This window comes from Vibrio azureus, from assembly GCF_002849855.1.
GTDB lineage: Bacteria > Pseudomonadota > Gammaproteobacteria > Enterobacterales > Vibrionaceae > Vibrio > Vibrio azureus.
The window spans coordinates 242,269-255,230 of sequence record NZ_CP018617.1 but is presented as its reverse complement, the minus strand read 5'-3'; the positions used below and the strand labels follow the sequence as shown (position 1 = coordinate 255,230).

The 12,962-nt window shown below is 41.8% G+C and carries 11 protein-coding genes; 3 read left to right on the top strand and 8 right to left on the bottom strand.

Annotation, left to right across the window (positions count from 1 at the left end):
- Nucleotides 1-95 precede the first annotated feature (95 nt).
- Nucleotides 96-1,466, top strand: coding sequence for an L-serine ammonia-lyase (locus tag BS333_RS14890; RefSeq protein WP_021710408.1), 1,371 nt, complete (start codon nt 96-98; stop codon nt 1,464-1,466).
- 226 nt (nt 1,467-1,692) lie between these two features.
- Here the strand turns inward: BS333_RS14890 and BS333_RS14885 are convergent, their stop codons facing one another.
- The 6 genes from BS333_RS14885 to yjjG form a co-directional block, all read right to left on the bottom strand.
- A complete protein-coding gene (locus tag BS333_RS14885; RefSeq protein ID WP_021710407.1) occupies nt 1,693-2,778 on the bottom strand; it encodes a methyl-accepting chemotaxis protein in 1,086 nt (361 codons plus the stop codon).
- A 720-nt stretch (nt 2,779-3,498) separates the two neighbouring features.
- A complete protein-coding gene (locus tag BS333_RS14880; protein ID WP_021710406.1) occupies nt 3,499-4,461 on the bottom strand; it encodes a transposase in 963 nt (320 codons plus the stop codon).
- A gap of 373 nt (nt 4,462-4,834) precedes the next feature.
- Nucleotides 4,835-5,797 (bottom strand): outer membrane beta-barrel protein, encoded by a 963-nt coding sequence (locus BS333_RS14875; RefSeq protein WP_021710405.1) that lies wholly within the window; start codon nt 5,795-5,797, stop codon nt 4,835-4,837.
- A 493-nt stretch (nt 5,798-6,290) separates the two neighbouring features.
- Entirely contained in the window at nt 6,291-7,415 is a 1,125-nt protein-coding gene (locus tag BS333_RS14870) for a M14 family metallopeptidase (RefSeq protein ID WP_021710404.1), read from the bottom strand.
- Between the two features lie 70 nt (nt 7,416-7,485).
- Complete coding sequence (gene phnR / locus BS333_RS14865) at nt 7,486-8,199, bottom strand: phosphonate utilization transcriptional regulator PhnR (RefSeq protein WP_021710403.1); 714 nt, start codon at nt 8,197-8,199, stop codon at nt 7,486-7,488.
- A 39-nt stretch (nt 8,200-8,238) separates the two neighbouring features.
- Complete coding sequence (yjjG, locus tag BS333_RS14860) at nt 8,239-8,910, bottom strand: pyrimidine 5'-nucleotidase (RefSeq protein WP_021710402.1); 672 nt, start codon at nt 8,908-8,910, stop codon at nt 8,239-8,241.
- A gap of 168 nt (nt 8,911-9,078) precedes the next feature.
- Here yjjG and BS333_RS14855 point away from each other — a divergent pair, with 168 nt between their 5' ends.
- Entirely contained in the window at nt 9,079-9,987 is a 909-nt protein-coding gene (locus tag BS333_RS14855; protein WP_021710401.1) for a LysR family transcriptional regulator, read from the top strand.
- Between the two features lie 80 nt (nt 9,988-10,067).
- On the opposite strand, the gene ypfJ is transcribed toward BS333_RS14855, so the two are convergent.
- A complete protein-coding gene (gene ypfJ, locus BS333_RS14850) occupies nt 10,068-10,991 on the bottom strand; it encodes a KPN_02809 family neutral zinc metallopeptidase (RefSeq protein WP_021710400.1) in 924 nt (307 codons plus the stop codon).
- Between the two features lie 88 nt (nt 10,992-11,079).
- Complete coding sequence (locus BS333_RS14845) at nt 11,080-11,886, bottom strand: hypothetical protein (RefSeq protein ID WP_021710399.1); 807 nt, start codon at nt 11,884-11,886, stop codon at nt 11,080-11,082.
- A gap of 269 nt (nt 11,887-12,155) precedes the next feature.
- Here BS333_RS14845 and BS333_RS14840 point away from each other — a divergent pair, with 269 nt between their 5' ends.
- On the top strand, nt 12,156-12,707 hold the full coding sequence (locus BS333_RS14840; protein ID WP_021710398.1) for a YbhB/YbcL family Raf kinase inhibitor-like protein: 552 nt from the start codon (nt 12,156-12,158) through the stop codon (nt 12,705-12,707).
- The last annotated feature ends 255 nt before the right edge of the window (nt 12,708-12,962 follow it).

Genomic DNA, 12,962 nt, shown 5'->3' with positions numbered 1-12,962 from the left:
CTAGGTATACGCTTATAGCTAGGATAGGTTAATCCTATAAATCTCATCTCAAAGCACTTTAAATTTAACGCTCTCACTCTCCAAGGAGTACAATGATGCTGTCCATATTCGATATCTTTAAGATTGGTGTTGGCCCTTCAAGCTCACATACCAATGGCCCTATGTTGGCAGGCTATCACTTTACGCAGTTATTGGCAGATAAAATTGACACTGTACATAAGCTACAGGTCGATCTCTATGGTTCATTATCTTTAACAGGCAAAGGGCATCACACTGACCGGGCCACAGTATTGGGCTTGATGGGCAATAAACCTGATACGATAAAAATGACCAGTGCTAAAAAGGCACTTCAAAATACAATAAATAACAATCTTCTATGCATTGCTGGTCATCATGACATTGCCTTTAACTACGACCATGACATTGTTTTTCATAGTGAGAACTTACCACTGCATGAGAATGGTATGACGATTACGGCCTTTGACGCCAAGATGCAAACCTTAGAGTTTGAAACTTATTACTCCATTGGTGGTGGTTTTATTGCCACTGCCAAAGAGCTAGAGAGTCGTGATAATCAAGCCACAATTAAGGTTCCTTTCCCATTTCGTTCTGCCGATGAAATGCTAGAAAAAGCAGATAATCACGGCTTGAGCCTTGGCGGTATGATTTTGCAAAATGAGCTAAAGTTTCATGATCTGGCTGAGATCGACAATAAAGCAGACAAAATTTGGCAAGTGATGTCACTATGCATGCAACGCGGGTTTGATACAGAGGGTGTGCTTGATGGCGGGTTAAATGTTACTCGACGCGCTCCTAACCTCCTCAAGAAGTTGGAAGCGAATAGCGCAATTGAGAGCGATCCGATGGCGATCATGGATTGGATTAACTTATTTGCTTTCGCAGTCAGTGAAGAGAATGCAGCAGGAGGTCAAGTCGTCACGTCACCCACAAATGGGGCTGCTGGTGTGATTCCCGCAGTGCTGATGTACTACCATCGTTTTATCAAAAGCCTTGATACAAAGCAACTCAAAGACTTTCTTGCGGTTGCTGGAGCTATCGGTATTTTATACAAAACTAATGCCTCAATTTCTGGCGCAGAAGTGGGGTGTCAGGGGGAGATCGGTGTCTCTTCTTCTATGGCAGCCGCTGGATTAACAGCTCTTCGTGGTGGCAGTAACGAACAGATGTGTATCGCTGCAGAAATAGCCATGGAGCATTCATTAGGTATGACCTGCGACCCTATCGGAGGACTGGTTCAAGTTCCTTGTATTGAACGAAACGCAATGGGGGCAATGAAAGCCATCAATGCTTCACGCATGGCTCTAAAACGTAACAGCAAATGCCTAATTTCACTCGATAAAGTCATAGAAACCATGTATCAAACAGGGAAAGATATGAACAAAAAGTATCGCGAAACATCCCTTGGCGGACTTGCGGTTATTCACCTTTCTCCTCCCTGCGAATAACGCGGACGAATAACGCGGACACGAATAACGCGGACAGACACGTGAAACAAATAACCAAATAACGAGGAAATAACGAGGACAGGCATGAATAAAAAAGTGTAAATTGGACACAAGTGGAATAAACGAAAAGCCTCACCATAAGAAGCCAATGAATAAATATACAAAAAAACGCCCAATTACCGGGCGTTATTTTTCACACTTTATTTAATTTTTTCTTATACTTCGCTTACTGAACAACAATCTCATTGATTAAGTGATCAATTTGAACAACCACTTCTTCACTGGCATCTTCCATGGTATTAATGAATTCTACCATACCATTCATGTTGCCATTATTTGCCTGCTTCATAGCTTCACGACCGCTATTATGAACACCTTTGTGTGGCTCTTCGATCATTTTGTAGCTTCGTAGATGGCTGTAATTCAGACCATCTCCTTTGTAATACCATTGACCTAATCGACACTCCGAATGACTGTTAACGGTTTCGGAGAAAGCACCACTTTGTAATAAGCGGTAAATGTTATTCTTCCATATCGCATGATCGAGCTTTACCGTATCAAGGAATGCTCTTGTTGATGCCAAGTGGATAACTTGTTTCATATGTTCAGATTTAACGACAACTTCATTCACGATTGCGCCAATTTGAGCAGAAGAGGTAGAAACTTCTTCGGCACAGGCTTGGTTCGCATCGATAGAAGTTTTAATCGTTCCAACTTGCGCTAAAACTTGCTTCACCAGTGTGTCGATTTGTTCGCTGGCTTCACTGGCCTTTCCTGCTAACGTTCTGACCTCATCCGCAACAACAGCAAAGCCCCTACCTGCCTCACCTGCGCGAGCAGCCTCTATCGCAGCATTCAAAGCCAACAAGTTAGTTTGATCCGAGATTTCTTGAATACTCGAAACTAAGTGTGAGATAGACGTCGCCGTTTGGTCCAAAATAAGCACAGACTCACTACTTTGCGATGCTTGGGAACTTATCTTGCAAGCTCGATCGTCCAAATGACCCAGAGCTTGGTGAGTTTGTTGAAACATGTCATCAAGTTGTTTCAGGTCCTCACTCTCTCGAGCCATTGACTGCGCACTTTCGACCATTTCAGTTCGAATTGTCTGCAACATGGTGCCGCCTCTAAGGCTACTCAGCATCAAATCATCACGGCTTTGGAAGTTTTTCTGCGCCAGTGTTGCAGATTGCTTGGCCTCTTGAAGCTGATTTTCAACAGCAATCACGTCGGCCTGATACTTCTTTTTTAACGTCGCTAGTTCTTGTTTTAACGCATTATTTTCAGCTTTAAGTTTTTTAATTCCAAACATGGAGATATCATTTGTAACAAAGTGTAATATCGCGAATTATATTGCAACACTTTACTTTAAACAAGTTTTAAAAATACTTCTTTGTCACAAGTGAGCACTCTAACGGACAAAAAAATTAATATTTTATTACTACTTAATGACTTACCGTCGGAATAAATATTGTTAAATATACCATTTATGTGGAGTTGCGTTTAATTTATAACTTAGTCACATTTTAAAGCATTAATTAAGACCAACTTGGGTCGAAACTCGTAGTACTTCTAGATTTAAAATTAAAATATCTACTAAAAAGGAAAATACAATGAGAATAATCTTCACCATTATAATAAGCATTATGTCGTTCTCAGCTTCATCAGCTCATTACTACCACGATGAAAGTTCTACAACGAAAGGCACTCAGAGCACGTTGTCATTGAGTTGTCCCGAGGGGGATATTTTTTGTGATGTTGTTTTACGACGCTTATAGTATTGAAGTCATTTTAGATTGGGACAGACACTTATAAGCGAAAATAATAAGTACACGAAAATAAAAAGGACAGACAGGTAAGATTGCTCAGAGAAAGAGTTAATACTACAACTCGCTTTTCTCTGTATTTTGAAGTGAGATATTGTGGATGTTATTTCTGTAACGAATAAAGTGCAAAGCAGGCTACTTCTCAGCGAGAAAAGTAACGGGAAATCAAGTATTATAGAAAAATATTTACAGGACCGTAGCTTTGCCTAATGACTAGGAAGACATAAACCCGATATTCGTTGCCGATTAAATAAGGGCAGTGAAACTTTGAGCGATTCAGTTGTACCAAACATCGGCCAATTCTCTATCTGCTGGAAAATGTTAAGCAAAGAGCCTCCTTCTAAACCTATACGTTGTAAAATAGGAGGTAATACTTGCTCCAGATGACCTTTATTATCACCTCGGATCTGTCTTGCACTCCAATCAATTAGCTCTAAATAATCTAAAAGGCGAAAAGGGAGACCTTCAGGTATTGATTTTCTTGAATAACCCACAAAAGGAAAGAGAAAAGGGGCAGTTTGCTGATCATTCCTGAGTGCTAATATTCGTTCTTTGACGGAAGTAAAGTCTGAGCTCTCTGGTGTGTCAGCAACAGAAGCTCGAATGGGATTTAAATCGACATAAGCCATCGCAGCTGCCAACGCTTTCTCGTCCAATAAAGCTTGGCTTTTGAAACGCCCTTCCCAAAAATGTCCAGTGCATCCTTCTTCGCGATTAGCCTCGGCAGCAATATATTGATTAAGTAACTTCATAAACCAGCTGATACTAACTAGACGTTTACGCCAGTGTTCAATAATTTCAATGCTTCGTGCTTTTTCAGCCGAAGATAGTGGTTCACCTGATAAGAAGCGAGTGATTAAGGCTGGTGCACGATGCAAGCTTAACCATCGCTCGGCGACTTCAATATAGGATAACTTATCAGCATTTTTGGTATTGATATGCAGCACTAGATGATAGTGATTACTCATAATGGCGTATGCACATACATCGATGCAAAAACTTTGAGCTAATAAAATTAAGCGCTTTTCAATCCAACCACGCCTATGCTCAAAACACTTTCTACTATATTCGTCGAAGCCACATAAAAATGAACGACGTACACAACGAGAAATACAATGATAATAAGGCGTGGCTTCAACATTAATCAGGGTAGAGCGAGCAACTGTCATAGCTTTCCAAGTCAAGGTGTTTATGTATATATAAACAGTAGTTCATTTAAACAAGATTTACTTACTTTCTTATAATCTGTGCGACAGAAGACCCATTCTAACTTAATTGACTCTTTTAATTTTTACTTTACCTGCATTTTATAAAATTACTCGAAAGTTTCAATTTCTCTCAAGTAAGAGATATTACGAACCTACTGATTTGCAAAGACATGAGGAGAGTTATTGTGTCTGTCCTTGATTAATACTTTCTGTTCAAAGATAACTGAAAACTTACCTGTCCCTACTAAAACTTTCTTGCTAAAACTGCCATGCTCATTGCAAAAAAAGCCAGCGTCTCAACGCTGGCTTTCAAAATCACGAAATTAAATATTAATTATTTAACTTCTTCCGTTGTTTGGTATTGGAACGCAGGAACAACAACTTCTACACGGCGGTTAGCTTCACGGCCAGCACGAGTTGCGTTGCTTTCTACTGGGTTCGCTTCGCCCATGCCTTTAACAGTCATACGCTCAGCGGTAATACCTTGAGATTGGAATTCCTCAGCAACTGCTTGTGCACGTTTTTCAGTTAGCTTCTGGTTGTAAGCTTCAGTACCTGTCGTATCGCTGTAACCCGTAATCTCAACTTGAGCTTGTGGGTAAGTATTCATTAGCTCAACAGTGCCGTTGATTACTGATGCATTGTGAACTTCAGCACTTTCAAGGTCGAACTGAACTGTTGCAGTTTGAGCTGGGTATTCATTATCAATAATGCGAGTTGCTGGACGAGTTTCTACAACTTCTTGAACAACTGGCTCAGCACCAAACTTGTAGTTTACACCTAAACCAAAGAAGTTTGCGTCCATATCTTTGATGATGTCATCAGACATATCTTGGTAACGTTGGTACTCAGCGCGTAGGCTCCAGTTGTAGTTGATTTGGTATTCAGCACCAAGAGAACCCGTTGGAACGAAATCTTTCTCGTCACCAGCCATCATATAAGCGCCACCTACTTTTGCAAATAGGTTCCAAGCATCGTTAAGTGGTAGGTTGAATTTAGGAGCAAGAGTAATCGCCCATAGATCACCATCAACAACGTTTTTACCCGCTTTGTTGAAGTTACCGGTAAAGTCACCTAGGTAGTCGACACCGTATTCAGCAGCAATGTACTCATTAAAGTTGTAACCCAAGTGAAGACCAGCAGCAAAAGCATCGTCATCACAAGGTGCGTTTAGATGACAAGAATCATCTAGAGAGTTGTAACCTAGCTTACCACCGATGTATGTATCTGCAAGAGCAACATTCGACATTACGCCACCAGCAAGAATGGTAGCCACTGCAAGAGCAATTTTTTTCATTATTTTACCTTTAGCGCGAAGGTGTGCTTGATATTGGTACAACGTTATAGTCGTCAAACACAAAGCAAAAACCGACGCTATTTCAAGTGATTTAAAACTACGCCAACAAGCTTGAACTAATGTCTCTCAACAGTGCCTTTACAAAACTTAGGCAAGACATGAGTACTCCACTGTAACTCCCCCTCTTTGTCATCTAACCAGTCTCATTTCACCATTTTGATTGATGGCAAACATGGCGGGTCGACAAAGATGATTGAACCACGGTGACTTTGTGACGCAAATCTCAAAACCCACTTTAACAGAACAATCAACTTTATTGTAAATTAGATTTCTTATTGAAACGATTAGTTTTTTTTATCGTTAAACAAAAAACAACCAAAGTGAGATTAAAAAGAAAACAAACAGAACAATAAACAAACTACAGCATAAGTAATGAGTGGAGAAAAGGTTACAAAAAAGCACAGTTATCATACTAATACTGTGCTTTTTTTGTTCAGATTTTGCTTAAAACAGCTAAAGTTGCAGCCAAAATATCTTGGCCAAAAAGCACACTCCGCTCTGCTGACCAGCCGTATAGAGGGTCAGGATAATTGTTATTATCTTTAAAGGGCATCTCAACCGTGTAAGATAAACATTTAAATTGCTCCGCAACCCAGTTTGAGCCAACGGTTAAATTCGCTTGACCAGGCTCATCTTTATCGTACCCCACTTCATCTTGAAACTCGGGAGTGATTGTAGATAAAGCCGCTTTAAACGCCGTTTCCAGATCCATCAAACATTGATTGTAAGATGGGATACCTTCTGAACCTGCCACAAAATTATATGGCAGCGCTTCATCACCATGCAGATCAAGAAACAAATCAACGCCTATCGCAAGCATCTTCTGACGCACAAGGAACACTTCGGGGCTTCTGTCCATTGAAGGGGATTGCCACTCACGATTAAGATTAACGCCCACAGCATTAGTACGTAGGTGCCCTCGCACACCACCATCAGGGTTCATATTTGGCACAACATAAAGCACGGCTTGTTCCAGTAAGGCACGGGCAACCATATCATTTTCGTCAAGCAGCCGTTGTATCATCCCTTCTGCACACCACTCAGCCATTGTTTCTCCTGGGTGTTGGCGTGCAATAATCCAAATCTTCTTTTTACTTGGCTCTTCTTCCCCAAAAACCAGCAAGCTCATATCATGATTATCCAACGTATGACCTAAGGTTTCTAAATTACAATGGTGTTGACTCTGCGCCATATGTAATAAGTCTAAGTGTCGATCGTAAGTGTAGGGCGCAAAGTAGGCAAAATAGATTGAACGCCTTTCTGGGATCACAGTGAAAGACAACGTGTCACCATCAAACTCAGCTGGCACCCGGAACCACTCTTCACGATCGTAAGAAGCCACAACATCATAACCTTGCCAACCTGCAGGATAAGCTGATTTTGCTAAATCTAATAGTTTAATCGTATGAGACTGCTCGGCTTCACTTTCAAGACGAAAATGAAACCATTGGTAAAACTCTGATAAGTTATCATTCGGGATTTTAAGCTGAATATCATTTTTATCATCCAACTTCACAACCTGAATGCTACCGCTGTCGAAATTACTAAAAACTCTCATCGCTTCTCCTTACCTTGTTTAAAAATAAAGCCAGAGACTTAGAAATTAGCACAACGCACAAGTTTTATATCTAGGGTCTGTCGATCTTTTGGGCTGATTTTGATTCAATAGTCAGTGCATCATGTCGCCAATATTCCACATCACAACCTAACACAGCACCACTTGTGGCATGGCTAATACGCTCAATAACCATCGCTGGTGCCCCTGGTGTGGCTCTAAGTGATTGTGCGATTTCTCCTTGTAATGTTTGGATAGAAATTCGATATCGCACAGTTTTGAGATTCAAGCCAAATTGCTGGCGATAAAGCTGAGTCAGTGATTGGCTTAAATCATAATCCAATAAGCCAGAGCACAGTTCGGGACAGACGTAGCTCGTCACATACATAACCGGACGTGCATCCAAATAGCGAACACGTTCAATATTATGCACTTCAGAAAAGGGGGACAGTCCCAACAAGCGAGAGGCTTGTTTATTCGCCAAAAGGGTTTGAGCGCTCACAAGCTGAGTCTCGGGGATAAATCCTTGTGCTTTGGCCATCGTGGTGAAATCAACGGTCTCTTCAAGGTCATAGCAAAGCGGCATGGGTGAAATAAACCAACCTCGACGATCCTCACGATAGATGCGTCCTTCGGCTTCGAGCAATGACAGCGCCTCTCGTAGCGTAACACGTGTTGTTTTAAATGATTCCGCGAGTTTTCTCTCGGCAGGAAGCTTTTGCCGAGGTGATAACATGCCAGCATCAATTTGCTCCATGATGGCTTGTTTAATTTTTATGTATTGCACAAAAGCCCTTTATCCCTTTCATTCATCTACTGCTTATTATTATGACAATTGCTGAGCAAGCTCCGAAAGTGAACTGACAGTGTAGGTAGGTAGGATGCCTTCCGCACACTTTGCCCCTGATACATTCAGCCAACACGTATCGATGCCAAAGTTCTGACCACCAATAATATCTGAGTCCGGATTATCTCCGACCATAAGCACACGTTCTTTCGCTGGCATGCCCATACGTGCCATTGCGTACTCAAAGATACCCAAATCAGGTTTCGCTATACCGACTTGCTCAGAGATAACAACCAAGTCAAAAAATGGGGTCATACCTGTGCGCTCAAGCCTAATTGCTTGCAGTTCTGTAAAACCATTAGTAATTATACCCATCTTCACTTTGCCATGCAGTTGTTCAACTAACTCTTTTGCTCCAGGCAACAAAGTACAAATGTCCGCCATCGCCTCTAAAAAGGCACGGTTTAACTCTGTTGTCGTTGTATCGAGCTTCTGCGCCCATTCAAGAAATCGCCTATGTTTCAACTCATCAGCAGTAATGGTGCCATTTTGATAATCAACCCATAATGGCTTGTTAGTTGCTTGATAATGCAAAAAATCTTGCTGCGTGAAATCAACGCCTTTGAGAGAAAGCATACGCTGTAAACCTTTAAAAGCATCAAAGTTGAATAAGGTTTCATCAGCATCAAACAAGATCCAATCGTAATTCATCATCGTTTCCATTATTATCATTTTTTCAGGCGTTTAGTTTATATTGTTTTCAATTTATAGGTAATGACCTTAAAGGGAAATTCATTGTTTCCTTTTTATCCACCTATTTATATCCAGATGCTTGGGCATATCCCCGACCAATGACGCAATCAAAGAAAGGAATCTTGCTTGAATAACATGGCATCATTGCCGATTTTTGTCACCGTAGTGGAGTGCGGTAGCTTTTCGTTAGCGGCAAAACAGCTCAACTTAACCAAGTCTGCAGTCAGTAAACGCATCAGCCAGCTTGAAGATGACTTGGCTATTCGCCTATTAAACCGGACAACTCGCAAGCTCAGCCTCACCGAAGCTGGACACCGATATTATGATTACGCGGTTCAATCTGTGCATTTAGCTCAACAGGGTCTTGATGCAGTGTCAGAACTTCAAGGTAATCCTCAGGGCAAACTAAAAATCACCGCGCCAATGTCTTTTGGTTGTTTACACATTGCTCCATTGATCAGTGAATTTCTTGACCATTACCCAGGCATCGATGTTGATCTACAACTGGAAGATGCAATGGTCGATCTCGTTAAACATGGTTTTGATTTAGGGATTCGTATTGGAGAGCTTTCATTATCAAATCTCATCGCAAAGCGGCTGGCCACTTGTAAAAGCGTCTTATGCTGCTCACCTTCTTACTTCCAACAGCATGGCTCTCCAGCCAAGCCCTCAGACTTAGTTGCACATAACTGCATTCGTTATGCCTACTTTCGCGGAGGGGTCGACTGGACTTTCTTTCACAATGGGCAAGACGTAAAAGTACTTCCGAAAGGGAATGTAGTCGTCAATAACAGCGAAGCAATAAGGCAACTATTATTAGGAGGCAGTGGGATCGCTCAGCTTCCGACTTTTATTGCAGCTCGTGACATCAAGAAAGGCACCTTGATGACACTCATGGACGATTATTCACTGCCTGAGCATGCTATATACGCGGTTTATCCTGAGCGTAAACATTTACCACTCAAAGTACGGGTATTCATTGATTTTTTGAGTGAAAAGTTCGGCCATCGCACCCCCTATTGGGATGACTACTGACAGCTTGTGACCTCTGATGGCTCTATACGCAAGAATAAGTTTTCTGGAATTTAACTCTCGCGACATTGCATTAAACAAAATCAGTGGGATCTAAACGTACGGCATTGCTCCATATCACCGCTTTGAAAGCCTTTTTTAAACCAAGCGATTCTTTGCTCAGATGTGCCGTGCGTAAAACTGTCAGGCTGCACAGCACGACCCGACATTTTCTGTAGACGGTCATCGCCAACCGCATTTGCTGCCGCTATCCCTTCCTCCACATCTCCCGGCTCCAATAGCTTCATCTCATTATTCACATAATACCCCCAAACACCGGCATAGCAATCTGCTTGCAATTCAAGTTTCACACTCAATCGATTTGCCTCCAACGGGGATGATTGCCGTTGTAATCGATGGACTTGATCACTGGTACCAAGCAAGTTTTGCACATGATGCCCTACTTCATGGGCTATCACATAAGCAAATGCAAAATCACCCGGAGCGCCCAAACGCTTCAGCTCATCCATAAAGCTTAAGTCTAAATATATTTTACTGTCTGCTGGGCAATAAAATGGCCCAGACACAGCTCGGCCAAGACCACATGCGGTTGTCGTCGAATCACTGTACAAAACAAGCGTCGGTTCTTGATACCCATCCGGCAGCAAAGTTTGCCAAACACTTTCCGTTGTTCCCAAAATCGCGGCAACAAATTGTCCATGTTCGTCCTTTAAAGTTTGTGTCTGTCCTATAGAAGAAGGCCCCAATGAAGGAGAGTCACTGGTTTGTTCTGCTGGTGAGATCCCCATTATTTCACCGACTAGGTCGTCATTACCGATTAGAGTTTGATAACCAAAGTAAATAGCAGCACCGAATAACACCACTCGTCCCAACTTACTCCTCAAAAGAAAAGGAAGGAAACGAACAAGTTGCCCAGCCACCAGCCCAGTAGCTCCAGAATTCCTCATACTCTGCTGACCACGACGATCTTCAACATTTGAGCTTTGACGGCTTTTTCTCCAACGCATAATAGAAATACCTTTTTACTAAAAGATGTACCCAAGTGACCTCAAGATACCTGATTCAGAGCGAGGTTACTTGGGTATAAACCAAGCGTTATGGACTCACGTTGGTGCCAAAATGTTCTTCACATGTCACTTGGCTAGGCTGCCCCGCGGAGTCATACCCACAAAAATCGACCTCAAGAATGTTGTAATCTGTTCTTGCATCTGCCAATTGCTGAATAAATTCTTCTTGGGAGACTTTCGTTTCACGATAAAAGCTGGCGTAGGTCGGTGCATTAGCAAAAAAGCCTTGAGCAGTTCGAACTCTCGTATCGTTCGGTGGTAGTGTTGTTAATTGATTCTGCATAATACTGCCATCTGGCATGTAAACTTGATATAAGACCGAATCATCACCAATCAAAGTGGTCAAAGTATTAACCGTCAAACCAAACGTTTCATAGGCTCCAGCGAGTCCACCTTTACAATCAGAAGCACTTTGGTCTGCACTAAAAATTTTCTCGTTGCCATTCACACCGCAAACACCGGAACCAATCACATCGCTGTCATCGGCACACTCACTGACCACTTTTGCTGGATAAAGGAAAACATTACGTTGCTTAATACTGTTACCAATCACTTCTAAGTGGATAAAACCTTTGTAGTGGTCGTATCGATAAGGCCAACTATTAGAAGTATTTGGGTTACCATCAGCCCCTAAAAAGGTATATTCGCCTACCCACCAGCCCTCTTCTCTTTTCCAAGGCTCAAAATCCAATAAATTGACCGCTTCTAAATCACACTGCTCATTTTGTGCGATCTCTGTACCTTCGATCTCAATACCTTTGGTGACTTTTGTGTCGCTATCACACGCCGTCATCCCTCCAACAACCAAAAGACAAAACAATGAACGTTTAAACATGCAAGGCTTCTCCTAACTATCGTCTGTCTTTTTAATCTAGACCATCAAATGACAAATCACTCACTAAAGGTGAGCAATTTCATTTTTGACTCACTCTATCCACAAAACGCTAGGAGAAGTGCTTCAATTGATGATTATTATCACTAACAGACCGCCATGTTGATTGAGCCGTCAAGCTTTAGTAACAAAAGCCATTTTCAGAACAACCTAGCAATAATATTCAACTACGCTTTGATTGCTTTCATCACCATGAACTGCTAGGAGTTGCAATGAAGTGTTCTAAGTTAGTCTCGTTTTTATTCACTGCTCTACCTGTCCTTTCTATCCAAGCCTTCGAGTTAGAAAGTACAGATATCACTAATGGCAAGTCTCTCAGCAAAGCCCAAGTTTTCAATCAATGGGGCTGTACTGGAGAGAATAAATCTCCTCAACTCAGTTGGAGTGCTGTACCTAAAGAAACAAAAAGCTTTGCCGTGACGATGTATGACCCTGATGCACCGACAGGAAGCGGTTGGTGGCATTGGTTAGTGGTCAATATCCCATCGGATCAAACAGGTTTAGCAGAAAATGCAGGTGCTCAAGGTGGTCAAAGCTTGCCTAAAGGTGCCAGTATGGTAACCAATGACTTTGGCTATAAAGGGTTCGGGGGGGCCTGTCCTCCACCAAATTCAGCCCCACACAACTATCAAATCACAGTTTACGCATTGAATACTGATAAAATCGACTTACCTGAGCATGCTTCAGGAGCCCTCGCTGGCTATAACATCTTGCAACATGTTATCGACAAGGCAGTACTGACAGCACCAACCAATATGAGATGAGTGGTTTAATTTCGATGTTACTGCAGCAGATGATTTTTTCATTTTAGATTTTCTAATGTAAGTGTTGACAAACAACCTACGGAAGCATATATTCATTACACGAATTGCTAGATGGAGTTCGTGGAGTCCAGAGTTTTGCCTATAAAGGGAAACAACTTGAACTCAAAATAAGGTAAGGACAATCATTGAAAATCAATATCGATGATTTCTTTACACACATAAATCATCACGTATGTCGATAAAAGCTTATACGGC

Coding starts and splice junctions, on each gene's coding strand:
- yjjG (WP_021710402.1), bottom strand. CDS start 8,910: ATGAATTACGATTGGATCTTGTTTGATGCTGATGAAACCTTATTCAAC.
- ypfJ (WP_021710400.1), bottom strand. CDS start 10,991: ATGCGTTGGAGAAAAAGCCGTCAAAGCTCAAATGTTGAAGATCGTCGT.
- BS333_RS14870 (WP_021710404.1), bottom strand. CDS start 7,415: ATGAGAGTTTTTAGTAATTTCGACAGCGGTAGCATTCAGGTTGTGAAG.
- BS333_RS14885 (WP_021710407.1), bottom strand. CDS start 2,778: ATGTTTGGAATTAAAAAACTTAAAGCTGAAAATAATGCGTTAAAACAA.
- BS333_RS14840 (WP_021710398.1), top strand. CDS start 12,156: ATGAAGTGTTCTAAGTTAGTCTCGTTTTTATTCACTGCTCTACCTGTC.
- BS333_RS14890 (WP_021710408.1), top strand. CDS start 96: ATGCTGTCCATATTCGATATCTTTAAGATTGGTGTTGGCCCTTCAAGC.
- BS333_RS14845 (WP_021710399.1), bottom strand. CDS start 11,886: ATGTTTAAACGTTCATTGTTTTGTCTTTTGGTTGTTGGAGGGATGACG.
- BS333_RS14880 (WP_021710406.1), bottom strand. CDS start 4,461: ATGACAGTTGCTCGCTCTACCCTGATTAATGTTGAAGCCACGCCTTAT.
- BS333_RS14875 (WP_021710405.1), bottom strand. CDS start 5,797: ATGAAAAAAATTGCTCTTGCAGTGGCTACCATTCTTGCTGGTGGCGTA.